The 25220-nt window shown below is 64.9% G+C and carries 28 protein-coding genes and 1 pseudogene; 6 read left to right on the forward strand and 23 right to left on the reverse strand.

What is annotated here, in order from left to right:
• Positions 1 to 60: 60 nt before the first annotated feature.
• Together GGR13_RS16615 and GGR13_RS16930 are read right to left on the reverse strand one after the other, a co-directional pair.
• Positions 61 to 303, reverse strand: a complete 243-nt coding sequence (locus GGR13_RS16615) for a hypothetical protein (protein ID WP_246347777.1) — start codon at positions 301 to 303, stop codon at positions 61 to 63.
• 139 nt (positions 304 to 442) lie between these two features.
• Positions 443 to 637 (reverse strand): annotated as a pseudogene (locus GGR13_RS16930) (response regulator transcription factor); the annotation flags it as partial.
• Between the two features lie 105 nt (positions 638 to 742).
• Between GGR13_RS16930 and GGR13_RS08805 the strand changes: the two are divergent.
• Complete coding sequence (locus GGR13_RS08805) at positions 743 to 2959, forward strand: RNA degradosome polyphosphate kinase (RefSeq protein WP_183213173.1); 2217 nt, start codon at positions 743 to 745, stop codon at positions 2957 to 2959.
• Positions 2960 to 3021: 62 nt separating this feature from the next.
• Entirely contained in the window at positions 3022 to 4443 is a 1422-nt protein-coding gene (locus GGR13_RS08810) for a Ppx/GppA phosphatase family protein (protein WP_183213623.1), read from the forward strand.
• Here the strand turns inward: GGR13_RS08810 and GGR13_RS08815 are convergent, their stop codons facing one another.
• Positions 4444 to 4812 (reverse strand): VOC family protein, encoded by a 369-nt coding sequence (locus GGR13_RS08815; protein WP_183213174.1) that lies wholly within the window; start codon positions 4810 to 4812, stop codon positions 4444 to 4446. It lies immediately after the preceding gene.
• Positions 4809 to 6131: a replication-associated recombination protein A gene (locus GGR13_RS08820; RefSeq protein ID WP_183213175.1), complete on the reverse strand. Its 1323-nt coding sequence runs from the start codon at positions 6129 to 6131 to the stop codon at positions 4809 to 4811. Before GGR13_RS08820 ends, GGR13_RS08815 begins: the two co-directional genes overlap by 4 nt.
• A gap of 255 nt (positions 6132 to 6386) precedes the next feature.
• Between GGR13_RS08820 and GGR13_RS08825 the strand changes: the two genes are divergently transcribed.
• The gene (locus tag GGR13_RS08825) at positions 6387 to 6803 is read left to right on the forward strand and encodes a VOC family protein (protein ID WP_183213176.1); all 417 of its coding nucleotides are present in this window, start codon (positions 6387 to 6389) and stop codon (positions 6801 to 6803) included.
• Here GGR13_RS08825 and GGR13_RS08830 read toward each other — a convergent pair.
• Complete coding sequence (locus GGR13_RS08830; protein ID WP_183213624.1) at positions 6800 to 8188, reverse strand: Do family serine endopeptidase; 1389 nt, start codon at positions 8186 to 8188, stop codon at positions 6800 to 6802. The two genes, GGR13_RS08825 and GGR13_RS08830, sit on opposite strands and share 4 nt — an antisense overlap.
• Before the next feature lie 292 nt (positions 8189 to 8480).
• On the opposite strand from GGR13_RS08830, the gene GGR13_RS08835 reads away from it, so the two are divergent.
• Positions 8481 to 9395, forward strand: a complete 915-nt coding sequence (locus tag GGR13_RS08835; protein ID WP_183213177.1) for an ABC transporter ATP-binding protein — start codon at positions 8481 to 8483, stop codon at positions 9393 to 9395.
• Positions 9385 to 10248, forward strand: a complete 864-nt coding sequence (locus GGR13_RS08840; RefSeq protein WP_183213178.1) for an ABC transporter permease subunit — start codon at positions 9385 to 9387, stop codon at positions 10246 to 10248. The genes GGR13_RS08835 and GGR13_RS08840 overlap by 11 nt, the downstream gene beginning before the upstream one ends.
• Positions 10249 to 10258: 10 nt before the next feature.
• Here GGR13_RS08840 and GGR13_RS08845 read toward each other — a convergent pair whose 3' ends face one another.
• The 3 genes from GGR13_RS08845 to xrtH all read right to left on the reverse strand — a co-directional run bounded on the left by GGR13_RS08845 (position 10259) and on the right by xrtH (position 12035).
• A complete protein-coding gene (locus GGR13_RS08845) occupies positions 10259 to 10726 on the reverse strand; it encodes a GNAT family N-acetyltransferase (RefSeq protein WP_183213179.1) in 468 nt (155 codons plus the stop codon).
• A gap of 113 nt (positions 10727 to 10839) precedes the next feature.
• Positions 10840 to 11490, reverse strand: coding sequence for an exosortase H-associated membrane protein (locus GGR13_RS08850; protein ID WP_183213180.1), 651 nt, complete (start codon positions 11488 to 11490; stop codon positions 10840 to 10842).
• Positions 11487 to 12035, reverse strand: coding sequence for an exosortase H (xrtH, locus tag GGR13_RS08855; RefSeq protein WP_183213181.1), 549 nt, complete (start codon positions 12033 to 12035; stop codon positions 11487 to 11489). The genes GGR13_RS08850 and xrtH overlap by 4 nt, the downstream gene beginning before the upstream one ends.
• A 146-nt stretch (positions 12036 to 12181) precedes the next feature.
• Here xrtH and GGR13_RS08860 point away from each other — a divergent pair, with 146 nt between their 5' ends.
• Positions 12182 to 12682: a GrpB family protein gene (locus GGR13_RS08860; protein ID WP_183213182.1), complete on the forward strand. Its 501-nt coding sequence runs from the start codon at positions 12182 to 12184 to the stop codon at positions 12680 to 12682.
• A 10-nt stretch (positions 12683 to 12692) separates the two neighbouring features.
• Here GGR13_RS08860 and GGR13_RS08865 read toward each other — a convergent pair whose 3' ends face one another.
• The 15 genes from GGR13_RS08865 to rpsH all read right to left on the reverse strand — a co-directional run bounded on the left by GGR13_RS08865 (position 12693) and on the right by rpsH (position 25220).
• Positions 12693 to 13745, reverse strand: a complete 1053-nt coding sequence (locus GGR13_RS08865; RefSeq protein WP_183213183.1) for a YVTN family beta-propeller repeat protein — start codon at positions 13743 to 13745, stop codon at positions 12693 to 12695.
• A 642-nt stretch (positions 13746 to 14387) separates the two neighbouring features.
• Complete coding sequence (gene rplQ, locus GGR13_RS08870) at positions 14388 to 14807, reverse strand: 50S ribosomal protein L17 (protein WP_183213184.1); 420 nt, start codon at positions 14805 to 14807, stop codon at positions 14388 to 14390.
• 101 nt (positions 14808 to 14908) lie between these two features.
• The gene (locus tag GGR13_RS08875; protein ID WP_183213185.1) at positions 14909 to 15928 is read right to left on the reverse strand and encodes a DNA-directed RNA polymerase subunit alpha; all 1020 of its coding nucleotides are present in this window, start codon (positions 15926 to 15928) and stop codon (positions 14909 to 14911) included.
• 103 nt (positions 15929 to 16031) lie between these two features.
• Positions 16032 to 16421, reverse strand: a complete 390-nt coding sequence (gene rpsK / locus GGR13_RS08880; protein ID WP_183213186.1) for a 30S ribosomal protein S11 — start codon at positions 16419 to 16421, stop codon at positions 16032 to 16034.
• A gap of 9 nt (positions 16422 to 16430) precedes the next feature.
• Positions 16431 to 16799, reverse strand: a complete 369-nt coding sequence (rpsM, locus tag GGR13_RS08885; protein WP_183213187.1) for a 30S ribosomal protein S13 — start codon at positions 16797 to 16799, stop codon at positions 16431 to 16433.
• A 125-nt stretch (positions 16800 to 16924) separates the two neighbouring features.
• Positions 16925 to 19387 (reverse strand): zinc-dependent metalloprotease, encoded by a 2463-nt coding sequence (locus GGR13_RS08890; protein ID WP_183213188.1) that lies wholly within the window; start codon positions 19385 to 19387, stop codon positions 16925 to 16927.
• Between the two features lie 74 nt (positions 19388 to 19461).
• The gene (locus tag GGR13_RS08895; protein ID WP_183213189.1) at positions 19462 to 20193 is read right to left on the reverse strand and encodes a TonB family protein; all 732 of its coding nucleotides are present in this window, start codon (positions 20191 to 20193) and stop codon (positions 19462 to 19464) included.
• 58 nt (positions 20194 to 20251) lie between these two features.
• Complete coding sequence (locus GGR13_RS08900) at positions 20252 to 20821, reverse strand: adenylate kinase (protein ID WP_183213190.1); 570 nt, start codon at positions 20819 to 20821, stop codon at positions 20252 to 20254.
• Positions 20822 to 20887: 66 nt separating this feature from the next.
• Positions 20888 to 22282 (reverse strand): preprotein translocase subunit SecY, encoded by a 1395-nt coding sequence (gene secY, locus GGR13_RS08905; RefSeq protein ID WP_183213191.1) that lies wholly within the window; start codon positions 22280 to 22282, stop codon positions 20888 to 20890.
• Positions 22283 to 22395: 113 nt separating this feature from the next.
• Complete coding sequence (gene rplO / locus GGR13_RS08910; RefSeq protein WP_183213192.1) at positions 22396 to 22989, reverse strand: 50S ribosomal protein L15; 594 nt, start codon at positions 22987 to 22989, stop codon at positions 22396 to 22398.
• A gap of 141 nt (positions 22990 to 23130) precedes the next feature.
• On the reverse strand, positions 23131 to 23310 hold the full coding sequence (gene rpmD, locus GGR13_RS08915) for a 50S ribosomal protein L30 (RefSeq protein WP_013268938.1): 180 nt from the start codon (positions 23308 to 23310) through the stop codon (positions 23131 to 23133).
• A 2-nt stretch (positions 23311 to 23312) separates the two neighbouring features.
• On the reverse strand, positions 23313 to 23915 hold the full coding sequence (gene rpsE / locus GGR13_RS08920; protein ID WP_183213193.1) for a 30S ribosomal protein S5: 603 nt from the start codon (positions 23913 to 23915) through the stop codon (positions 23313 to 23315).
• A 12-nt stretch (positions 23916 to 23927) separates the two neighbouring features.
• Positions 23928 to 24284 (reverse strand): 50S ribosomal protein L18, encoded by a 357-nt coding sequence (gene rplR / locus GGR13_RS08925; protein WP_183213194.1) that lies wholly within the window; start codon positions 24282 to 24284, stop codon positions 23928 to 23930.
• A 2-nt stretch (positions 24285 to 24286) separates the two neighbouring features.
• A complete protein-coding gene (gene rplF / locus GGR13_RS08930; RefSeq protein WP_183213195.1) occupies positions 24287 to 24820 on the reverse strand; it encodes a 50S ribosomal protein L6 in 534 nt (177 codons plus the stop codon).
• 1 nt (position 24821) lies between these two features.
• A complete protein-coding gene (gene rpsH / locus GGR13_RS08935; protein ID WP_183213196.1) occupies positions 24822 to 25220 on the reverse strand; it encodes a 30S ribosomal protein S8 in 399 nt (132 codons plus the stop codon).

Consider the following 25220-nt stretch of genomic DNA (forward strand, 5'->3'; position numbering starts at 1 on the left):
AGGCCAGTGCAGCAATCGCCACGGCTACCAGGATCCGCGCGAGCGGCGGAGGAAGCGGCTTCAGCCATCCGGCGTGCCCTGCGATCCTATATCCGCCAGACAATTCGCTGAACGAAGGATCTCGAACATCGTCATCTGCCCGGTCAGATAGGGGGCCTGCTCGCGCAGGGCTGAAACCAGATAGGGAATCATGGCCCGATGATCCGGGCCACTGGCGATCAATCCCAGCGCCACGCTCAGGTCGCGATAGGTCAGCCCCGGCATCGCGTCGTCCAGCGATCGTGCCGTTTCTCTGGTCGTCATGGTTGCAGTCATGTTTCGTCCTTTCTGTGACGGGCACAGATGAGTTCGAAACATCGGCCATGGGCATTGGGGACCTTGCCGATAGGGGATTTTCCCTAATGGCCAGGTCGACCCCGGCAGCCAGCAACATCCGCACGGCCTCGTCGCGCGACACCGCACCCAGTTTGCGACAGGCGTTGGCGACCTGGGCGTCGACGGTCTTGGGGGCCGTTCCCAGCAACCGCGATATGGATTTGCTGCGGTGGTGTGCGGCCACATAGCTCATGACCTCGCGTTCCCGGTCGGTCAGAAGGCGGTGCAGATCGACGGGTGGGCGAGGATCGGAAGTCGGCATGGTTGAAGCTAAGCCATACTTCAGGTCGTCCGTCCACGCGCGCAGGTTCGCGCGCCATCGCCGCGAAGGGTTGCAGCCGTTACAATTCGCCCTCAGAACCCATTCATGAGCGACGCGGCCATCACCGACACCACGACGGGCGAGGACGTACCCACCTCGCGCGCACCCCAGCTGGCTCTGGACGAGGCGCTGCTCGCCTCGCCCCAGCGGTTCTTCAACCGCGAGATTTCCTGGCTGAAATTCAATTCCCGGGTGCTGGAAGAGGCAGCAAATCCGGCCCATCCCCTGCTGGAACGTCTGCGATTCCTCTCCATCTCGGCCAACAACCTGGATGAGTTTTTCATGACCCGCGTGGCTGGCTTGAAGGGTCAGGTGCGCGAGCGGGTCCGCGTCCTGTCTGCCGATGGCCTGACGCCGGCCGAAACCCTCGAGAAGGTGAATGTCGCTGCGGGCGAGCTTATGGCCGAACAGCAGGATCGCTGGCGCCAGCTTCGCCGCGAACTGGTCGGGGCCGGGATCGAAGTGGTTCACTCGGCCAAGATCACCAAGACGGACAAGGAGCGGCTTGAGCCCGAGTTCCTGAACCAGTTGTTCGCCGTCCTGACGCCTCTGGCCATCGACCCGGCCCACCCGTTTCCCTTTCTTCCAAATCTGGGCTTCTCGCTCGCGCTGAAGCTGAAGCGGACGCGGGACAACAAGACCCTCTATGCCCTGGTTCCCGTCCCCACTCAGGTTCGCCGGTTCTGGGAGCTCCCGGGCGACGGTCGGTCGGTGAAGGGCCGCCGCCGATTCGTCACGCTTGAAAACGTGCTGCTCCTGTTCATCGACCACCTGTTTCCGGGCTGCGAGATCCTGGAAAAGGGCGTGCTGCGTCTGATCCGCGACTCCGACATCGAGATCGAGGAAGAGGCCGAGGATCTGGTCATGGAGTTCGAGGAGGCGCTGAAACAGCGCCGTCTCGGAGACGTGGTCCGCGTCAAGATCGAGGCTTCCATGCCCGACGACCTGCGTGAGTTCATAATCGGAGAGCTGAACGCGGCACCTCAGGACGTCGTCATGGTGCCGGGCATGCTCGGCCTTGCCCAGCTGTCGGAGCTGATTCCCTCCGGTCACCCGGAACTCAAATTCCCCGGCTACGAGCCACGCTACCCCGAACGCGTCCGCGACCAGGGCGGCGACGTCTTCGCGGCGATCCGGGAAAAAGACATCCTGATCCACCACCCGTTCGAGAGCTTCGACGTCGTGGTGCAGTTTCTGAGACAGGCCGCGCGCGACCCGAACGTCATCGCCATCAAGCAGACGCTCTATCGCACGTCCAAGGACAGTCCGATCGTCGCGGCGCTGATCGAGGCAGCCGAGAATGGCAAGAACGTCGTCGCCCTTGTCGAGTTGAAAGCCCGGTTCGATGAGGAGGCCAATCTGCGATGGGCCCGCGCCATGGAACGGGCCGGCGTCCACGTCGTCTTCGGCTTCGTCGAATACAAGACCCACGCCAAGCTCAGCGTCGTCGTCCGGCGAGAGGGTGACGGGCTGAAGACCTACTGCCACTTCGGCACCGGCAACTACCATCCGATCACGGCCAAGGTTTACACCGACCTCAGCCTGTTTTCCTCTGATCCCGTGCTGGGCCGCGATGCGGCGCGGGTGTTCAATTACATCACCGGCTATGCCCAACCCGATGAGCTCGAGGCGCTGGTCGTGTCGCCGCTCAACATGAAATCAACGTTGATCGAGCTGATCGGCAAGGAAATGGCCGCTGCGGCCAAGGGTCGACCGGCCGCCATCTGGGTCAAGCTGAACTCGCTGGTCGATCCCCAGATCATCGACGCCCTGTACCGCGCCAGTCAGTGGGGTGTGCGGATTGAACTGGTTGTCCGCGGTATCTGCTGCCTGCGCCCGGGTGTACCGGGCCTTTCGGAAAACATCCGGGTCAAGTCCATCGTCGGCCGCTTCCTCGAGCACAGCCGCATCATCTGCTTCGCCAATGGCCGCGACCTGCCGCACGACCGTGCCAAGGTCTTTATTTCTTCTGCCGACTGGATGACCCGCAACCTCGATCGCCGGGTGGAGGTCATGACGCCGGTCAAGAATGCCACCGTTCACGATCAGGTCCTGCGACAGATCATGGTCGCCAACCTCAAGGACGATGCGCAAAGTTGGATTCTGGATTCCGAAGGAGCTTACCACCGCCTTGTGCCCGTTGATCCTGAACGTCCCTTCTCCGCCCACCAGTATTTCATGACCAACCCCAGTCTGTCTGGCCGGGGTCGCAAGGTGAAGACCCTGCCCGGCCGGCTGCGTTACGACCGGCCGAAACGGTGATCGACCCTCACGCTCCGCCCCGCGAGGCGGCGGTCATCGACATCGGGTCCAACTCGGTGCGGATGGTTCTGTACCGGCTGGAAGGCCGCGCCATCTGGACCGTCTTCAACGAAAAGGTCCTTGCCGGCCTCGGTCGCGATTTGCCTGCGACCGGACGTCTTTCCGAAGGCGGCGTCACCCTCGCCCTGACGGCCCTGCGGCGGTTCGCGGCCGTTCTGGAAAGCGTCCGGCCTGCCTACACCTTCGTAGCCGCCACGGCCGCTGTCCGCGAGGCAGCCGACGGCCCCGAGTTTTGCGAGCGTGTTGCTGCCGAGACCGGCCTCCACATCCGGGTCCTGTCGGGCGAGGAAGAGGCCCGATATGCGGCCCTCGGCGTCATGGCCGGAGACCCCCGCGCCTGTGGTCTGGCGGCGGACATGGGCGGCTCCAGCCTCGAGCTCGTCCGCGTTGGGGAAAAGAGCCTGAAGCCCGGCATCACCCTGCCGCTGGGCCCGTTCAGCCTCGCCGACGCCCGGGGATTCGACGCCGAACGCCTGCGCGCCACGATTACCGAACGGCTCAAGCCTGCCAAGGGCCCGTTTTCGGCGGATGAACTCCACGCGGTTGGCGGAGGCTGGCGGTCGCTGGCCCAGCTGCACATGGCGATGCAGAACTATCCGCTGAAGATCGTGCACCAGTACGCCATGTCCGCCGACGACGCCCGCAGCGTGGCCCGTCTGGTCGCCCAGCAGTCCCGTGCCTCGCTCGATCGCCTGCCGGGCGTGTCGAGGAAGCGCGCCGAGACCCTGCCCTATGCCGCCCTGGTGTTGGAGGGGCTGATCGACGCCCTTGGACTCAAGACCATCCATTTCTCCGCCTGGGGTCTGCGCGAGGGTCTCCTGTACGAGACTTTGGACGCCGATGAACCGGCGCAGGACCCGCTGGTCGCCGGCTGTGCCGCGCTCGGTGCGCGTCAGGGAATCTCGCCAAGCCTTCCCGCCGCACTCCACGCCTGGCTGGCCGACATCATCGCCGCCCTGCCCCCGGCCTTCGGCAAGGCGCGTGACCCGATCCTGGCGGCCGCCGCATGCCGTCTGGCGGACCTCGGTGCGCGCCTGCACCCGGACCACCGTCTTGAGCTGGTTTTCGATCAGGTGCTGCGCGCACCGATTCCGGGCCAGACCCACGCCGAAAGGGCCTTTCTCGCCTGCACCCTGAACGCCCGTTATGGCGGCAATGCCGCGACCCCCGATCCAGCACTCACCGACCGCTTGCTCGATGAGGAGATGCGTCTTCGTGCGCGAGCGCTCGGCCTCGCAATGCGCCTCGGCTGCGACCTGTCCGGCCGCTCGCCGCAGCTTCTGGCCAATGCGTCTGCCACCGTCCGGAATGGCACGCTCTGTCTGACGGCGTCCGAAGGCTATGCCGACGTTCTGCTGGGCGAGCAGACCCGTCGCCGTGCGAAAGCCCTGGCCGAAGCCATGAACCTGAAGCTGGACATCTAGTCAGGCCACCCGCCAGGGCGGATTCACCCGGTTTTCGCCGGCAAGATACAGACAAAGGCAGTTGCCGTCCGGATCCCTCAGCCAGGCTTCCCGCCACAACCAGGTCTGGTCCACCGGTCCGTGATCGAAGACCACTCCGGCGTGGATCAGCGCCTCGACCCGGTCATCCAGGTCCTCGCATTCGAAATAGACCCCCGACTGTCCCAGTACGACCGTCTCGACCCGATGCACCGACAGGGTCGCCCCGCCGGGACACAGAAATCGAGCATAGTGATCAGAGGAGACAATAAGGGTCAGGCCAAGCCTCTGATAGAAGGCCCTGGCGCGTTCGACATCGGTGACGTCGAGGGTGACCTGATTGAGGTTCATTCCCCGTCTTCGCCCGCCGCCGCCCGCATGGCCGCCCAGCGCTCCAGCCGGGCCTTGACCTTCTCTTCATGCCCCTCGCCCTTGGGCCGGTAGAAGACGCGCCGCTCCATCTCGTCGGGGAAGAAATTCGCCCCTGAAAATCCTTCGGGCGTATCGGGATCGTACTGATAACCCTTTCCGTACCCGAGCGACTTCATCAGCTTGGTCGGGGCATTGCGGATGTGAGCGGGCGGCATCAGGGAACCGGTCTCACGCGCAGCCTTCTGCGCAGCCTTGAAGGCCTCGTAGACCCCCACCGACTTGGGCGCGGTCGCCAGATGCACCACCGCCTGGGCAAGCGCCAGTTCACCCTCGGGACTGCCCAGGAAGTCGTAGGTGTCCTTGGCGGCATTGGCGACCAGCAGCGACAGCGGGTCAGCCTCGCCGATATCCTCGACGGCCATCCGCACGATCCGGCGCGCCAGATAAAGCGGGTCCTCGCCGCCGTTCAGCATCCGGGCCAGCCAGTACAGCGCCGCGTCTGGATCCGAACCTCGAACCGATTTATGCAATGCTGATATGAGGTTATAGTGTTCTTCTCTGGACTTGTCGTAAGCCGGAGCGCGCTTCTGCAGGATCCCGGCCAGCCCCTGAACATTCAGCGGAATGTCGCCGGCTGCCGTGCCTGCAAGATCGAACAGCACTTCTGACATGGTCAGCAGATACCGCCCGTCGCCATCGGCCAGGGCCGTCAGCGCCTGCCGTGCCTCGGGCGTCAGCGGCAGGGTCCGGCCCTCGTGCGCCTCGGCCCTGATCAACAGTTGATCGAGCGCCGCATCGTCCAGCCGCTTGAGCACGAACACCTGCGATCGCGACAGCAGGGCCCCGTTCAGCTCGAAGGACGGGTTCTCGGTCGTCGCCCCGACCAGGGTGATCACCCCCTCCTCCACGAACGGCAGGAAGCCGTCCTGCTGCGCCCGGTTGAAACGGTGGATCTCGTCAACGAACAACAGCGTCGACTGCCCGGCGGCCCGACGCATCCGGGCGGCTTCGAAGGCCTTCTTCAGGTCCGCGACGCCCGAGAAGACGGCGCTGATCTGCTGGAACTGATAACCGGCCGCCTGGGCCAGCAGTCGGGCGATCGTCGTCTTGCCCGTTCCGGGAGGTCCCCACAGGATCATCGACCCCAGCCGCCCGGCCTCGACCATCCGCCGGATCGGCCCGCCGTCGCCCAGCAGATGATCCTGGCCCACGACCTCTCCCAGCGTCGCGGGCCGCAGCCGGTCGGCGAGCGGCGCGTCGGGAGGATGGATACCGGAAGCTTCGAACAGATCACTCATCGCGACAACATGGCCCCTGCAGGCTCGCGGGTGAAGGTGCCGACACCGCTTCCTTCTCCCCTTGCGGGTCGAGGCTGATCGCATGCGATCAGCCGAGGGGTGGCACGCGTAGCGTGACGGATGAGGGGTCGCACCCCTGAAACAATCCATCGCCCCGGACTACGTCGGCCCGCCTGACCCCTCATCCGCCCCTCCGGGGCACCTTCTCCCACAAGGGGAGAAGGATCATACTGCGATCAGACAGGAGCCCCAGCCATGACCGACCCCGCGCAGCAAGGCCCGACCGCGGGCGTAACGCCCCACCTGACCATTCCTTCGCGCGGCGGCGAGGCGGCGCTGGAGTTCTATTCCGTCGCCTTCGGGGCCCAGATTCTGGACAGGAAATACGCCGAAGACGGCGAACGGCTGATGCATGCCCATCTCGTCATCAACGGTGCCAGCGTCATGCTGCATGACGAGTTTCCGGAATACGGCCACCCCGCCGACGTCGTTCCAGCGGGATGCGCCTTCCATCTCCAGGTCGACGATGCCGACGCCTGGTGGGAACGGGCGATGCTGGGCGGAGCGATACCGACCCTGCCCATTGCCGACCAATTCTGGGGCGACCGCTATGGCCAGCTCAAGGACCCGTTCGGCCACAGCTGGTCGATCGGATCCCCGATCAAGGCCTAGGGTAAGCGCCCGTCCAGACGACGCCCGCCCCGCACGATGCTAAGGGCATTGCCCCGCTCGGCGTTGGCAAGGGCGCTCGCCGAAGTCACGGACCGACCATCCACCGACACGATGATGTCGCGGGGTCGCAGCCCCAATCGCCCGGCATAGCTGCGCGGATCGACACCCGTGACGATCGCACCGCTTGTGAAGGGATCACCACCCAGACTGTCGGCGAGCGCGGGATTCAGTGCCAGCACCTGCAACCCGGCCAGGGGTCCTTCGCGCAACACCTGGCCTTCCTTGGCATCGCGATTACCCGGCAGGGTCTGGACCCGCGCATTGATGGTCCGGGTCTGGCCGTCGCGCAGCACGCCGACGGCGACACTGTCGTTCGGATCGCGCGTTCCGACCCGGAAATTCAGCCCGCTCTGGTCGTTGATCTCGGCTCCGTCGATCGTGGTGATGACATCGCCTTCCTCCAGACCGGCCCGGGCCCCCGGTCCGTTCGGATAGACGTCGGTGATAATCATCCCCTGCGGCCGGGGCAGCCCCAGCGACCTGGCGATATCGGCACTGACGCTGTCACCCTTGACCCCCAGCCAGGGCCGGACAACCGAAGTCGCCCCGCCCAGGGCCGAGTCCACCACCCGCTGCACCATGCTGGCGGGCACAGCAAATCCCACGCCCGACGATGAACCCGAGCGCGAGAAGATGGCCGTATTGATGCCGATCAGGTCCCCGTCCATGTCCACCAGCGGGCCGCCCGAATTGCCCGGGTTGATCGCCGCGTCGGTCTGGATGAACGAGCCGCTATCCGAAATCCCGGTCTCGGTCCGGTTGAGGGCCGAGATGATGCCATTGGTCACCGTCTGGCCCACCCCGAACGGATTGCCGATCGCCAGAACCAGGTCGCCGACCTCCTGCTGCTCGGCTGCATCAATGGCCAGGACCGGAAGCTGCTCGCTGACGCCCTCAAGCTGCAGCACGGCGATGTCCGACCGCTCGTCGGCCAGCAGCACGCGCGCAGCGAACTCGCGTCGGTCATTCAGCACAACGGTGATCTGCTGGGCTCCCGCGATGACGTGGTTGTTGGTCACGACCACCCCGTCCGAGCGCACGATCACGCCCGAACCCGCCGACTGGGCGACGCGCGGCTGACCGCCGCCGAACATCTGGAAGAACGGGTCGCGGCTTCTTTGCAGGCTCTGGGCCGAGATGTTGACCACCGCCGGCGCCGCCTCGCGCACGACCGGCGCAAAGCTGGACTTCATGGTCATGGCGTCGGTCGGCACCGTCCGGCTGTTGGGTTCGGCAAACACCCCGTCCTGGGCCCTGGTCTCATTGGCATTGCCACAGGCCGCGAGCATCAGGGCGGCGGCGAGCGCGAGGCTGGAAGTCTTCATCACATCCCGGAAAAGCTGGATCATCTCAGGCCCATTTCGCCTTGTCTTTTCGACGGCATCAAGGCCGGTCCGCGTGCCAACCGCAATACCCTGGCCGGAGGCAATGCCTGTCCATTGCTTCGGGTGGCAGGGCCAGATCGCGGCCGGCCCCGTGGGCGGCAAAACCACCGACCGGCAACCGTCAGGCAGCGGATCATGCAATCTGCGCAATCAACTCCACATTGCTTAAACTTAATCCGCGACACGCTCACGACGGCTTGTCGGGGCCGTCGGCAGCGGCCAAGCTCCTCCCATGACAGCCGTGATCGAAACCCGCGACCTGACCAAGACCTATGGCACCGTGCGTGCCCTTGACGGGCTCAGTCTCAGCATCCCGCGCGGCGGGGTCTATGGCGTGCTCGGGCCCAACGGCGCGGGCAAGTCGACCCTGTTCCGCATCCTGCTGGGTCTGATCAAGCCGACCTCGGGCTCGGCGTCGGTCATGGGCGGAGCGGTCGGCGACATCGCAGCCGGGCGGCGGATGGGCTCGATGATCGAGACCCCGCGCTATCCCCCCTATATGACCGCCCGCCAGGTGCTGGAGTGGCTGTCGATCGCCCACGGCCTCAAGTCCGACAGCCAGCGCATCGACCGCTGGCTCGACCGGGTCGGCCTGACCGAGGCCTCCAACCGGCGTGTGCGCGGGTTTTCCGTCGGCATGCTCCAGCGGCTCGGCGTCGCCGCCGCGCTGATCACCGAGCCCGAGCTGATCATCCTCGATGAACCGACCAGCGGCATGGATCCCCCCGGGATCCAGGAGATGCGGGCCCTGATCCGCAGCCTGGCGGACACCGACGGCATCACCGTCATCCTGGCCAGCCACCAGCTGCTCGAGGTCCAGCGCGTCTGCGACCGTGTCGCCATCATGAATCGCGGCAAGCTGGTGCGCGAGGGCTCGGTCACCGAACTGACCGCCACGGGCGAGCGGCTGCGCCTGTCTCTGACGCCCATGGCCCAGGCCCTGTCCGTGCTCGGCGACAAGGGCACGATCGAGGGCAATGCCATCCTCGCTGCCATTCCCCGGGCCGAGGCCCCTGCCCTGCTGCGGGCCCTGATCGGTCAGGGCATCGACATCGACGAGGCGCGCTGGGTCGGGGCCGATCTGGAGAGCGTCTTCATGACCGAGACCGGCAGCATCCAGACCCCGGAGACCATCCATGCTCGCTGATGCCATCCGTTCCGAGGCCTACCGCTTCGGCAAGAACCGCATGACCGTGTTCTGGAGCCTGCTGTTCATCCCGGTGCTGTTCGCGATCGGGGGCGTGATCTATCATCTGGTCACCAAGGCCCGCACGGCCGAGATGGCAACCAAGCTGAACCTGCCTGCAACGATGGGTCTGGAGCCCGTGAACCTGGCAGGCGATCTGATGAACGGTGCCGGAGCCGCCGCAAACGGGGCCATTCTGGTCTTCATGCTGGTGGCGGCTGCAACCCTCTACGCCGGCGACTATCGCTGGGAGACCTGGCGTCTGATCACGGCCCGCAACAGCCGCATCAATCTGGTGCTGGGCAAGCTGATCACCTTTGCCCTGCTGGCCGTTGTGGCGATGGTACTCTTCATGGTTGCAGGCATTCTCTTCGGCGTGTCCCAGGCGATCGTTTTCGAGCGCCCCCTCAGCTTCAGCTTCGAAGCGGGCGAGCCTGGCAAGATCGCTCTGCTGGTCGGTCTTTCATGGGTCAGAATCATCCAGTATGCGATGGTCGCCCTGCTGACAGCGGCGATCACCCGGTCCCTGCTGGCGACCCTGTTCGTCCCCGTCGTGCTGGGTTTTGCCCAGTCGCTGATCGGCGGCCCTGGCCTGCCCCTGCTGGGATGGGCCCCGACTGACTGGGCCGCGCAACTCACCCTGCCAGGCCTGGCCTTCGACACGCTGAAGGCGGCCGTCATGGCCGAGCCGGCCGCCCCGCCCGCTCCGGACGGTCTGGCGCTCAAGGCTGCGGTCAGCCTCACGCTCTGGACCCTCGTGCCCCTGGCGCTTGCCCTGGCTTGGTTCCAGCGTCAGGACCTGTCCAAGGAATAGCCGTCGGCGTTCAGAGCGGCTTTTCCATCCAGACGTTGCACCGCGCATAGGGCGTCGGCTGGGCCGGCATGCGCACGAAGCCAAACCGCCCATACAGGGCAATGGCGTGGGTCTGGGCGGCATTGGTTTCCAGATACAGTCGCGGGGCCCCGCCTGACGTCGCCACGCCCTCGCAGGCGGTCAGCAGCGCCCAACCGATGCCCAAGCCCACCGCCGACGGCGTGACCGCCATCTTGCCGACCTCATAACCGCCATCGGCCATCCGCATCACGGAGCAACAGCCTACGGCCTCGCCGTCCCGCTCAGCGATAAAGATTGCGCCACCTCTGGACAGCACCGCATCTTCCGGATCCCCCAGCACCGCCTGGTCCTTGGCCTCCAGCGCATATCCGCCCTCGGCCAACCACGCCTCGTTCAAAGCCCGCCAGGCGGCCGCATGGTCCGGGCGATAGGGCACGATACGGAAGAGGTCAGACATGGCGGGCGTTTCCGGACAGCGCGTGAGTGCGGCGTATTCGGCCTAGTATGGACCAGATCCGGGCCGCTATCAGCGAACAAGGATACATAGCATGGTCACACCTGGCGGGCCCCCTATTGCTCCGCCTCGATCTGGCCGAGCAGGGCCTCTCGTCCCCGGGGATTCAGCACGGCCCAAAGGACGATCGACACAATCAACGGCGCGACGGACATCCCCACGTACCGCCCTACAATTGCGATCTGGGCCAGCAGCGGGTTCAGCGGCTCGCCCGTCAATCGGGTGGGCGGTCCTCCGGCCGGAGCCAGGGCGGGGTTCAACATCGGCGCGATCTCGCCCCAGAGGAACGCTGTCAGCGACAGCAGGAACAGGACGACCAGCACCGCGCCCCCGATAAGAACCCCCTGCACCGGCCGCTGGGCCCGGGGCGGTGCGATCATGAAGGCGACGAACAGAGGCACTCCCAGCATCAGCCGCCTCAGCACCTCTTTGGCGACCGTATAGTCCAGCGTCCCCGATCCGTCGGCCAAGGGCAGCCCGGTCGACACGATCCAGGCTCCCTCCGCCCCGGCGACGATGCCGCCCTGCAGCCCGAACAGGCCCAGGATGACCGCCGCAACAGGCCTCAGCGCTGCGGTCAGGATATCCGCTCCGCCGAACCACCAGGCGGGCAGAATTACGATCAGCGCCAACCCAACCCAGACCCCGAACCTGCGGCGATCGGCCTCCTCGGGCGTGCGTGCGGCCAGTCCCTTAAAAAGGCTCATACCCCGACCTCTGCCGACGTTTCGCCGGACCTCGCGGCCCGCTCCTGGCGTCCCTGCCAGCGTGCCCAGAAGAAGAAGACCAGCAGCCCTTCCAGCCCGATCATGGCGTCCCACACATAGTGGTGAAAGAACTCGAACACCTCCTGTGACCCCCGCGAAAGGTATAGCAGTGTGATGATCCGGAACAGGTTCACGGTCTGCAGCGCGACGATCCCCAGCACGGCCCCGATCAGACAGTCTCTGAACCGCGCCGGAAAGGCGAGGATGGCCGCTGCCAGAAGGGCGCACACCTCAACCGCGTTGCATCCCGCCAGAACCTGTACCGCCCCTAGGCCATCGCTGAACCTCAGGATGTCGCCATCGGCCACGACCCGCGCATCGAACGGCCTGACCATGAAGGCCGTTACATCCACCAGTCCCTGGGTGAAGGGCTGCACGAACAGCCGCTCGGCCCAGGGAGTCGCCAGCACGCTGAAGAGCGCCAGCCCTACGATCGCAAACGTCGCCAGGTAACGGATCCCGGGGTTGCGGAAGAGTTTGGTCATCGTTGCCTTTCCGGCAGTGTGGCAGAGATGGAAACTGTCAGGATATCGGCCGGTACATCCGCGCCTGAAGACCACCGTTTGCCCGATTTTGCGATTGGCGCAAACAGTCGGATCCACAGATCATCGAGTCGGAAGGGAGTTTGAGGATGGAACGCGTTGTGCCCTACGACCCCGGATGGGCCGAGGCCTTCATCGTTGAGGCCGATGCACTGAGAGCCGCGCTTCAGCCCCTCGCTGTCACGCTCCATCACATGGGCAGCACCGCCGTGCGCGGCCTGCCCGCCAAGCCCATCATAGGCATTCTGGGGGTCGTCGATTGCCTTGATGCCCTCGACCCCGCTTCCGGTCGCCTGACGGATCTGGGCTATGAAGCCATGGGCGCCTTCGGGATCGAAGGCCGGCGCTATTTCCGCAAGACCCGGACCGAAGGTGTCCGTACCCACCATCTCCATGTCTATCAGGATGGTTCGCCCCAGATCCCCCGCCATCTGGCGTTTCGCGACTATCTCCGGGCCTTCCCGGAACGGGCTGCCGCCTATGGTGCCTTGAAGATCGCCATCGTCAGCGGTGACCACCCACCGGGCACGACCTATGCCGAGGCCAAGGCAGGGATGGTGACCTTGCTAAAGGCCGAAGCAGCCGCGTAGCGACCCTGAATCACGCCTGGGCCACGACCCGCTGGCGCTGGACAATCAGCAGTGCCCCACCCGCCAGTGCGACGCCAAACAGGACGATCCCCCATGTCGACAGGGTCGGAACGGGGGTCGGCGCGGGCGCAGCGGGTGCGGGGCGGATGAACTGTCCAAAGCCGTGGGGTGCCGTCCCTGCCGCAAATGAGCCTGTTACCGTGTTGCTGGCTGTGCTGATTACCGACACCGTATTGTCGAACTGATTGGCAACGAAGACCCGGGTACCGTCTTGTGTGACGGCCAGTCCATAGGGTCCGTTTCCGACCGTCAGCGTGGCGCTGACGGTGTTGTTGGTGGCATCAATGACCGAGACGTCGTCCGTGTCCTGGTTCGAGACATACACTCTGCTGCTGTTCGGGCTCACGGCCACGCCGCGGGAGCCCGATCCCACAGCGACCGTCGCGACAACGCCATTGGTGCCGGTGTCGATCACCGACACATTGCTGGAGTTGACGTTCGTGACATAGGCGAAGGTGCCAGCCGGATTCACCGCTACGCCGAACGGCCTTGTCCCTACGGCGATCGTGCCGACCACGAGGTTGCTGGTGGTATCGATCACCGAGACCGTGTTCGAGAACGAGTTCGCCACATAGGCCCGGTTCCGGAACGGGCTCAGAGCGATGCCGACGGGGTTTACGCCCACAGCGACCGTCGCCACGACGGTGCCGGTGGCCGTGTTGATGACCGAGACATTGGATGCTGCCAGATTGACGACATAGGCCCGGCTCCCGTCCAGGCTTACGGCCACACCCCGCGGATTGCTCCCGACCGTGATGGTGCCGATGACGGTGCTGGTCGCGGTATTGATAACCGAGACGGTCCCGGCATCGCTGTTGGCCACATAGGCACGAGTTCCGTCCGGGCTCACGGCCACGCCTCTGGGTCCAGCCCCTACGGCAACAGTGGCGGTGATGGCGTTGGTCGTTGTATCGACCACCGAAACCGTGTTCGAACCGAAATTGGTGACATAGGCCGACTGGGCCGCAGCTATCCCGGACCATAGCAGGGTAAGACAGGCCATGCAGAGCCCGGCGATCTTGGACCACCCACCCGCTCCGCCAATACCGAGGCGACACGTCTGCAACAAACGACACCCGTATGATTTCACACATGGAATCAGACCATGCGACCTTTGAGTGTCACGAGGAAAAACACTGGTCAACGAACAGCTTAGCGCCCAGCAGACCGCGGAAATGACGATTTCGCGTATGGGTCGAGGCGATTACTACCCGGAGATTGTCTTGGTCTCTGTTGGTGAGTTTTCGGATTTCCCGCATGGCGTGAGGGGGCGAGCGACGCCTGCCTCGTGGATGGCTGCGGGAATGGAAACATGACCTGACCCAGGGTGGTAGACCGCTTTGATCCCAGGTCTTTCCCGCTCACAAGCGCGATCCCACCCAGACCATTCGAGGTGTTTGAACCCACCACGCTGTGCCGGTCGGTGATCGCCCTTTTTTCCCCATTTCGGGGAATTGATTGGGGAAGCCATGAAGCCATTGAGGGGCCGGGGCATGACAGTCATCGAAACCGCGGCCCCTGATCACCGCACCGATCAGCAGCCTTCTTGCTGCACGACCAGAAAGCCCCGCCTGAACCAACAACAACGAAAAGGGCGGCCCGATCCCCGGGCCGCCCTTCAAATCGTTGGAAGACGTGCCGAAGCCTAGGCTTCGTCGTCGCCCTCGGCCGAGTAGACCGGGCCGGAGTCAAGGCCCTTGGCGTCGGCGTCGCGGTCGACGAACTCGATCACAGCCATCGGTGCGTTGTCGCCGTGGCGATAGCCGGCCTTCATGATCCGGATGTAGCCGCCGTTACGCTCGGCGTAGCGCGGGCCGATCGTGTCGAACAGCTTGCCGACCTGGGTCACGTCACGGACGTGGCTGATGGCCTGGCGACGGGCGTGGAGGTCGCCCTTCTTGCCGAGCGTCACCAGCTTCTCGACGAAGGGGCGCAGCTCCTTGGCCTTGGGCAGGGTCGTCGTGATCTGCTCGTGCTTGATCAGCGACGCGGCCATGTTGGCGAACATGGCGGTCCGGTGGGCGCTGGTGCGTCCGAGCTTGCGGTGGGCGGCGCCGTGGCGCATCGGGGTCTCTCCTACTCGCCCCGGTTTCCGGCATTACCGGACCTTGGGCCTGTCATTCTAACCGCTCCGTGACCGTACTGGCTCAGGGCGGAGGGTTGAAACTAGATCTGGTCGTCGAACTTCTTGGCCAGGTCTTCGATGTTTTCGGGGGGCCAGTTCGGCACGTCCATGCCGAGCGACAGACCCATTCCGGTCAGCACTTCCTTGATCTCGTTCAGCGACTTGCGGCCGAAGTTCGGGGTGCGAAGCATCTCGCCCTCGGTCTTCTGGATCAGGTCGCCGATGTAGACGATGTTGTCGTTCTTCAGGCAGTTGGCCGAACGGACCGACAGTTCCAGCTCGTCCACCTTCTTCAGCAGGGCCGGGTTGAACGGCAGATCCGGCTTGCCTTCGGCAGCTTCAACGGCCTTCTTCGGCTCGTCGAAGGTGATGAAGATCTGGAGTTGGTCCTGCAGGATGCGCGACGCATAGGCCACGGCGTCCACCGGCGACACGGCACCATTGGTTTCGACTTCCAGCACCAGCTTGTCGTAGTTCAGCGACTGGCCCTGGCGGGTCGGCTCGACCCGGTAGGCAACCCGCTTGACCGGCGAATAAAGGGCGTCGACGGCGATCAGGCCGATCGGCGCATCTTCCGGACGGTTGAACTCGCTTGCGACATAGCCCTTGCCGTTCTGGACGGTCAGTTCCATCCGGACCGAAGCCCCGTCGTCCAGCGTGCAGATCACGTGGTCTGGGTTCAGAACCTCGATGTCGGCAGGCAGGTCGATCTGACCAGCGGTAACAGGGCCGGGGCCGGTAGCGCGCAGCATCATGCGCTTGGGGCCCTCGGCGTGCATGCGCAGCGCCAGTTGCTTAATGTTCAGGACGATGTCCACGACGTCTTCCCGCACGCCTTCCAGCGACGAGAACTCGTGAACCACGCCGTCAATCTGGATGGCAGTGACGGCGGCGCCTTGTAGCGACGACAGCAGCACGCGACGCAGGGCATTGCCCAGGGTCACGCCAAAGCCGCGCTCGAGAGGCTCGGCCACCAGCCGCGCCTTGCGCAGCGGGTCCGAACCCTGCTCGATCTGAGGCTTCTCGGGACGGATCAGCTCTTGCCAGTTACGTTCGATCATGTGTGTCCCTCGACTACGGAGTTCGCCGACCTCAAAAACCCTCTCGGGGAGCCCTCGTCAGGGCGTCTGGGTCGGCGTTTAAAAAGGGTCGGCGGCGAAAGGCTTAGACGCGGCGGCGCTTGGGAGGGCGGCAGCCGTTGTGCGGCATCGGCGTGACATCACGGATCGTGGTGATCGTCAGGCCAACCGACTGCAGCGCGCGCAGTGCGGACTCGCGTCCGGAACCCGGACCCGAGACGTTGACTTCCAGCGTCTTCACGCCGTGTTCCTGCGCCTTCTTGCCCGCGTCCTCAGCGGCCATCTGGGCTGCATAAGGGGTCGACTTCCGCGAACCCTTGAAACCCATATGTCCCGAAGACGACCACGAGATCGCGTTGCCCTGGGCATCCGTGATCGTGATCATCGTGTTGTTGAAGGACGAGTTCACGTGGGCAACGCCCGAGGTGATGTTCTTGCGCTCGCGCTTCTTTACGCGACCCGGTTCCTTGGCCATGGCTATGTCTTACTTCTTCTTGCCGGCGATCGGCTTGGCGGGGCCCTTGCGGGTGCGGGCGTTCGTATGGGTGCGCTGGCCGCGGACCGGCAGGCCCTTGCGGTGACGCAGGCCGCGATAGCAGGCCAGATCCATCAGACGCTTGATGTTCATCGAGGTTTCGCGACGGAGGTCACCTTCGACGGTGTGGTCCTTGTCGATCGTCTCCCGGATCTGCAGGACTTCGGCGTCCGTCAGCTGGTTGACGCGGCGCGCGGACTCGATGCCCACCTTGCCCACGATTTCCTTGGCGGCGGCCGGGCCGATGCCGTGGATATACTGAAGCGCGATTTCAACGCGCTTGTTGGTCGGGATATTGACGCCAGCGATACGGGCCACGAAACTCTCCAGATGCGCGTTTTCAGACGCAGAAATCGCTCCGGTCAACAGACCAGGAGCGTGACGCGCCCTTCGCGGAAGCCGGCCTTATACATTGGATTCGGAATGCGTCAACCGTTACCATCCTATTCACAGTGCCAGCAGGCCTCGGCGCCGATCGGGCTGCCCGGGGGTGTCGGCGTTTCGAACCGATCGGCTGTCAGAAGCTGATCCAGCCGCTCCCGGTCCGTCAGCACTGCCCCCAGCCAGCGGTCATGGGCACGCTGTACCGCATCGGCCGCTGTCGACGCCTTCAATCGCGCCGAAAGCGCTTGCAGTCGCCCGTCGATTACCGCTGCCGATGTCCCCGACAGGCCGTTCCCTCGCAGCAAGCCGGCCAGGGTCAGGGCGGTCCGGGCCTGCACCCGTCGTGCTGGCTCGGCCAGGCGACCCGTTGCAGGCGCAAAGACGGCCGAGGTCACCGCATCCAGAGTTTCTCCGAGGCCGAGAGCGGCCGGATCACGACGTCCGGCATCAACCAGGCGATTGATCCGCTGCGGCGCAAACAGGGCCGTCAGGGTGATGTCGGCGGCGGCCTCGACGGCACTGCCGGGATCAAACACCTGTCCTTGTCGGCCGGCAAAGACCTCGATGTCGTGCTGCGGATCGCCATCCCCCGATTGCTGCGCGGCCAGCAGTCCCAGCAACGGCTCGGGCAGATCCAGCGCTTCAGGCCGCAACGTCGCGACCAGCCCGGCCAGAGCCGCACGCTGCGTCACTGCCGGAACCGGCGTCGCCGTCTCGCGGCCGTCGCCCTTGACCGGGTAGCCATAGTCCAGACCGCCCACCAGCTTGGCGACGGCGTCCACCTGGTAGCGATGATACAGATAGATCGGCACCAGCCGGCGACGCAGGTCATTGACCGCTGACCCATCCGGCAGGGCTGCGAGGCCGAACCGATCCAGCGCGATCCGCCGCACCTGCGTCAGGTGATCCAACTCGGCCACAGGGTCAGCACCATTGTCCCACAGGCTGCCCCAGGCCTGAGCGTCGCCTCCGACACGCGCGTCCCCGTCGGATACGAACCTTAGCTGCTGGGCCCCGGCCTCGGCCTTGGCATCCAGTGTCGCCTGATCGGCGTCGGCGTAAAGCCAGTCGATGGCGAAATCGTCCCACGCGCCCATCCCGACCGCATAGGCGTCCTCGAACGCCAGGCCGCCCTCTCGAATGGCGATCTGCGGTACCGGATAGTCCATCACCGACGCCCGATCCTGGGTACTGGCTGCGAAATTATGCAGCAGGCCGATGGCGTGGCCGACCTCGTGGGCCGACAGTTGCCGAATACGGGCCAGCGCAACCTCCTGCGGATCGTTCGGCCCTCCGGTCCCGGTCTGATCCGCCCCGACAAGGCCCTCAAAGATCAGCATGTCCTGACGGATGCGCAGGCTACCCAGCAGCACCGAGCCCTTGACGATCTCGCCCGTCCTCGGATCGACGACGCTCTGGCCATAGGACCAGCTCCGCGTCGCCCGGTTGACCCAGTTGATGACATTGTAACGGGCATCCAGAGGGTCGACGCCTTCGGGCAGGACCTCGACCCGATAGGCATCGATGTAACCCGCCTTGTCGAACGCCTGGGCCCACCATTGCGCACCCTCGACCAGCGCCGTCCGGATCGGCTCGGGCGCCGCGCGATCCACATAAAAGACGATGGGCTCGACCACGGTCGACCGCCCAGCGGTCGGGTCTGTCTTCACAAGCCGGAACCGGTTCGCGAGGCGGGTGACCATCGGCGCGTCCAGCGCAGCCGAAAAATCGGTCACCACGGTACTTATAGCCCCAGTGCGAGGGTCGAAACGGCGCGGCTGATAGCCGGCATCGGGCAGCCTGATGAAGCTATGGCGCACATCGAAGCTGACCAGTCGCGAGTCCGGCGCGATCTGGTTCAGGACTGGCCCCGGTCCTTCGACGGCAAAGGTCAGCCGCGCCTCCAGCTCGAGGTTGTCGGGGAAGGACCGCGCGGCGGCGGGATCGACCAGCGTGAGGTCGGCGACAGGCCGCAGGGTCCCCTGCCCCGCCCGCCGCAGCGTCTCGACGATGCCGTGGGCGTCACGGGTCAGAAAGCCCGCGATATCGACAAGGACGGAGCCGTCCGGCGCCGTTGCCACGACGTCACCGGCCCAGACGGTCGACCCGACGAAGGCATCACGCGCCGCGGCCTGTTCCTCGATCGAACCGGCCAGTGCGCGGTATCTGGGGTTCTCGAACTCTGCGACGACCCGTTTTCCGATCCGACGGAAGGCAAGGATGTTGGTGGATCCGATCTGGGCCCGGTCCAGCCCTGTCACTGCAGAGCCAACGCCCGTCCTGAGCGCCGTGTGATGGATCACACGGGTCATGACTCCATCGGACGCAGGGGGAGGCAACTGGATCAGCACCTTGCCGGCTGCCTGATCGACGAACATCGGCAGGAGGCCGTCCTGCCGGGCCATTGACGCGATCGTGTCGGCATAGGATGGAGGCGAGGCCGTCTGGGCCATCGCCGTCCCGCACCCGAGCGCCAATACCAGGGCGATCGCCGTCGCCGTCCTGCCGATGTTCAAAGCCATGCGCCGCCCCTGATGCTGAAGGGCGATAAGGGCGCGATTGGCCGGAAGGTGTCAAACCTCTTTCGGTTCGAACACTACTGCCGCCCGAACAGGACGTTGATGGTGACGCGTTGCCCCTCGACAGGGCGGCCAGATGCCGTCAACGGGGGCCGGTAGCGAAAGAAGCTCGCCGCCCTGAGCCCGGCCTCGCCGAAGCGATAACCCAGGGGCATCTCGCTGACGATTCGGCAGTCATCCAGTCTCTGATCGGCCAGGATGACGCAGTTCACGGCGGCTCGACCCGCCTGACGGGCCTGCCGCGCCTCTGGCGGCACGACGCTCAGGATCTCGCGCGGCGAGGCGCCGCGGATGATCAGGGGCGGTATACCCCCTCGGCCGGGGCCGTCTCCGTCACCAACCCCGCTGCCGGTCCCTTCACCCACGCCGCCCTGGCCATGACCCAGAATTGGCGAGGCCGTTGGTGCCACGCCGATCACCATCGGCTGTTCCGGCGCAGGCGTCGGCGGGGCAATCACCTCTGGCTGTTCGACCGGGGCGAGCGCCGGTCGAACGATCGACGGAGCCGCCGGGGCTCCGCCGCCGGGTTCCGGCGTGACCGGTTCCAGCGTCGGCTCCGGCGGTGGAGGGGGCTGCAGAGGCGGCCTGAACAGCTCCACAGTGATGGGAGCCTGACTGACGAAGGCGTCGCGCGGGACCGTCGTCAGCCCGATCACGGCAAACAGTGCACCGTGAAGCGCCAGAACCCCGGCGACGGTCGCTGCACGGACAAGCCGGTGCCGATCTCGAGATGGTGAACCCCTGTCCATGACCCGCCTATAGGTCATGAAAACTGAACGCGTTGCACGCCCAGCCGTCAGGTTTCGTTCAGGCGGCGGCCTTCAGAGCGCCGTCGATGGCTGCGGCGACCGTTGCGATCGATCCCATGCCGTCAACTTCGGTCAGCAGCCCACGGTCAGCATAATAGGGCAACAGCGGTGCCGTATTGCGATTGTAGGCGTCGAGCCGGATCTTGAAGCTTTCCGGATTGTCGTCCGGGCGCCCCTGATCTGCGAACCGACCCGCCACGCGTTCCAGCAGGGCGGCATCATCAACCTTCAGCCGCACGACGGCATCGATCTGTTTGCCAAGTGTCGCAAGCATGGCGTCCAGCGACTCTGCCTGGGCCAGGGTGCGCGGAAAGCCGTCGAAGATGGCCCCGCCGGCGTCCTCGGCCTCTTTCAGCCGGGCCTCGATCAGGGCGATGACAATGGCATCGCTGACCAGGTCGCCGCGAGACATGATCGCCTGGCACTCCTTGCCGAGATCGGACCCCGACGTGATCGCCTCGCGCAGCATGTCGCCCGTCGACAGCTGGACCATCCCCCGCTCTTCGACCAGCCGTTTGGCCTGGGTGCCCTTGCCCGCAGCGGGCGGCCCGAACAGGATCAGATTCAAAGGCTCGCCCTCCCAGACGGTGTGTGTATCAGGGTCAAGTAGCGCGAAGCGCGGTAGCCCAACAAGTCAGCGACGCGCCGGTGTCGGCGAGCCCCTGCCCGGTGTTCCACGCCCGCCTCGTCCCCGCAGCTTGGCCTTCTTGATCAGCCCCTCGTACTGGTGCGCCAGAAGTTGCGACTGGATCTGGGCCACAGTGTCCATCGTGACCGACACGACAATCAAGATAGACGTTCCTCCGAAATAGCCGACGCTCGGCATCTGGGCGATCAGGAACTCGGGCAGAAGACAGACAGCGGTGATGTAGGCGGCACCGATGACCGTCAACCGGGTCAGGACGTAGTCGAGATATTCGGCCGTACGCTTGCCCGGCCGGATCCCGGGCAGGAAGCCGCCGTACTTGCGCAGGTTCTCGGCGGTCTCTTCCGGGTTGAAGGTGATCGATGTGTAGAAGAAGCAGAAAAAGACGATCAGCAGGCCGTACAGGATCAGGAACAGCGGCTGACCATGGCTGAGCTGGGCCGTTACGGCCGGTAGCCAGGACATCCAGGTCGGCAGATCGGCATTGGCCGTCATCTGGGCCACGGTCGAGGGCAGCAGCAACAAAGACGAGGCGAAGATCGGCGGGATCACCCCGGCGGTATTGACCTTCAGCGGCAGGAACGACCGCTCGCCTCCGGCCATGCGGTTGCCTTCCTGGCGCTTGGGATACTGGATCAGCAGGCGCCGCTGGGCGCGCTCCATGAAGACGATGAACACGACCACGGCAATCGCCATGGCAGCCACGAACAGCAGGGCAAAGGCCGAGATCTGGCCTTCCTGCGCAAGGCCGAACATCCGCGCGATCGTCCCGGGCAGGACGGCCACGATGCCGGCGAAGATGATCAGCGAGATGCCGTTGCCGACACCACGGGCCGTCACCTGCTCACCCAGCCACATCAGGAACATGGTGCCGCCGGTCAGGCTGACGACGGTGGACACGATGAAGAAGATGCCCGGTGCATCGACCAGACCCGTCTGGGCATTCAGGCCGACGGCAATACCGAACGACTGGGCCAGCGCCAGGAACACCGTCAGGTAACGGGTGTACTGGTTCAGCTGCTTGCGGCCGCTTTCGCCGCCTTCCTTCTTCAGCTTTTCCCAGGGCGGATACACCGCGCCCATCAGCTGGACGATGATCGACGCCGAGATATAGGGGGTCACGTTCAGGGCGAACACGGCCATCCGCTCGACGGCACCACCCGAGAACATATTGAACATGTCCAGGATGCCGCGCTGGCCATCCGGGTTCTGGAAGAACGCCAGGAAGGCCTCGGAGTTGATCCCCGGGATCGGCACATAGGTCCCGATGCGGTAGACCAGCAGCGCACCCAGAGTGAAGAGCAGCCGCTTGTGAAGTTCGGTCGCCTTGGCGAACGAACCCATGTTCATATTGGCGGCAAGTTGTTCGGCGGCCGAAGCCATATGTCGTTACCCCGACTGATCAGAACGCGGTGCATCGGATATCGAATCCGGGCCCCGAGTGCAGATAGGCGAAGGGCGGCCTCTTAGCGAGACCGCCCTTCAAGCTTTCTTCGTTAGGCTTTCGCGGCCGTGCGCGTTGTGCGGGCCGAGATCTTGTTGGCGTCGCCACGCGGAGCCTTGGGAGCCGGAGCCTTGCCCTTGGCAGCATTGCGCTTCTCGACAGCGGCAGCAGCCTTGGCTTCAGCCGCGATCCGCTGCTGGACGACCGACCCGCCAGCGGCTTCAATCGCCTTCACGGCACCAGCCGACGCCGACCAGACGACCAGGTTCAGGGCCGACTTCAGCTCACCGGTGCCGAGGATGCGAACGCCATCCTTCACGCGACGGATCACGCCAGCGGCGACCAGGGCGTCGCCCTTGATCTCGCCCTTGATGTCCAGCTTGCCAGCGTCGATGGCGTCCTGCAGACGCCACAGGTTCACTTCGGCCAGCTTGAGAGCATTGGCGTTGTTGAAGCCGCGCTTTGGCATCCGCATGTACAGCGGCATCTGGCCACCCTCGAACCCGCCGATGGCGACGCCCGAACGTGACTTCTGGCCCTTGACGCCGCGACCTGCGGTCTTGCCCTTGCCCGAGCCCGGGCCCCGTCCGACGCGCATACGCTTCTTGTGAGCGCCCGCGTTGTCGCGAATTTCGTTCAGTTTCATGTGCCTGATCCTTTCGGGTGCTAGCGCCCGCTGCGAACAGCGAACTCGGCGTTAAAAACGAAGGGCCGCTTCTAGGCGGCCCCTGTCAGTCTTGCAATACGCGAGACGCCCTGATCCGGATCGGACCAGGGCGACTGCGGCTTACTTCTCGACGATCTCGGTCAGGTGGGCGACCTTGGCAATCATCCCACGAACCGAAGGCGTGTCTTCTAGCGTGGACTCACGGCCCATGCGGTTCAGACCCAGGCCCACCAGGGTGGCGCGCTGGTCATTCTTGCGGCGGATCGGCGATCCGGTCTGCTTGACGGTAACGGTGGCCATGATCAGGACTCCACGGCTTCTGGCGACGAGGCACCGTCGTTGCGGCGGCCCATCAGGTCAGCGACCTTCTTGCCACGCTTCGAGGCGACCTGACGCGGCGACGACTGGACCTTGAGGGCCTCGAACGTCGCACGGATCATGTTGTAGGGGTTGGACGAACCGCTCGACTTGGCCACGACGTCCTGGACGCCGAGGGTCTCGAGAACAGCACGCATCGGACCACCCGCGATGACGCCGGTCCCGGGAGGGGCAGCGCGCATCATGATCTTGCCGGCGCCCCAACGGCCGTTGCCGTCGTGGTGCAGGGTGCGGTTCTCGCGAAGCGGAACGCGGATCATGGTCTTCTTGGCTTCTTCGGTCGCCTTGCGGATGGCTTCCGGCACTTCGCGTGCCTTGCCGTGACCGAAACCGACGCGACCCTTGCCGTCCCCGACGACCATCAGGGCTGCGAAGGAGAAGCGACGGCCGCCTTTGACGGTGGCCGCGACGCGGTTGATGTGGACCAGTTTCTCGACGACGTCCGATTCCGGACCTTCGGGAGCGTTGCGGTTGTCACGACGATTGCGGTCGTTGCCGCCGCCGCCACGTTGGGGTGCTTGCGCCATGCGTCGCGTTCCTTAGAAATTCAGGCCGGCTTCACGCGCGGCTTCCGCCAGCGCCTTCACCCGACCGTGATAGATGTAGCCGCCGCGGTCGAACACGACGTCGGTGACGCCTTTTTCGATGGCGCGTTCAGCGACCAGCTTGCCGATGGCAGCCGCCGCTTCGACGTTCGATCCCTTGGAATCCTTGGCGGTTTCCAGCGAGGAGGCCGAGACGACGGTGACGCCCTTGAGGTCGTCGATGATCTGGGCCGAAATGTTCTTGTCCGAGCGATGCACGGAAAGACGCAGACGACCATTGCCGACAGCCTTGAGCCGGATGCGGTTGCGCTCGGTACGGCGCTTGGCGAGTTGTCGAAGAGAAAGAGCCATGACTACTTCTTCTTGCCTTCCTTGCGACGGACCTTCTCACCCGAATACCGGACGCCCTTGCCCTTGTAGGGCTCCGGCGGACGCAGTTTGCGGATGGTGGCGGCCAGTTCGCCGACGACCTGCTTGTCGGCGCCGGAAATGTTGATCTCGGTCTGCTTGGGCACGCCGAAGGTGATGCCTTCGGGGGCCTTGATATCGACCTCGTGCGAGAAACCGAGTTGCAGGGTCAGGTCGTTACCCTTCAGGGCAGCGCGGTAACCCACGCCGACCAGTTCCAGCTTGCGCGTGAAACCATCGGTGACGCCGACGACCATGTTGTCCAGAAGCGTACGCGACAGACCCCACATCGCGCGAGCGCGCTGGGTGTCTTCACGGGCAACCAGCGTCAGTTCGCCGTTTTCCTGCTTGACTTCAATCTCTTCGGCCACGGTCCAGGAGCGATCGCCCTTGGGACCCTTGACCGACACGGTCTGTCCGTCGAGCGTGATGGTCACGCCTTTCGGAACAGCAATGGGACGTTTTCCAATACGGGACATCTTAGTAGACCCTGCAGAGGACTTCGCCGCCGACGTTGGCGTCGCGAGCGGCAGCGTCAGACATGACGCCCTTCGAAGTCGAAAGAATCGAGATGCCGAGGCCGTTCTTGATCGGCTTCAGGTCGCTGATCGCCGAATAGACGCGGCGGCCCGGCTTGGACACGCGAGCGATCTCGGCGATGACGGGCTGGCCGTCGAAATACTTCAGCTCGATCTCGAACTGCGGGAATTCACCCGGGTTCTGAACCAGCGAATAGCCGCGGATGTAGCCTTCGTCCTGTAGCACGTCGAGGACGCGCTGGCGAAGACGCGAGGCGGGCGTAAGCACCTTGGACCGCTTGCGCATGTGCGCGTTGCGGATCCGGGTGATCATGTCACTGAGGGGATCGTTGATCATCAT

The organism is Brevundimonas variabilis (assembly GCF_014199945.1).
Taxonomy (GTDB): domain Bacteria; phylum Pseudomonadota; class Alphaproteobacteria; order Caulobacterales; family Caulobacteraceae; genus Brevundimonas; species Brevundimonas variabilis.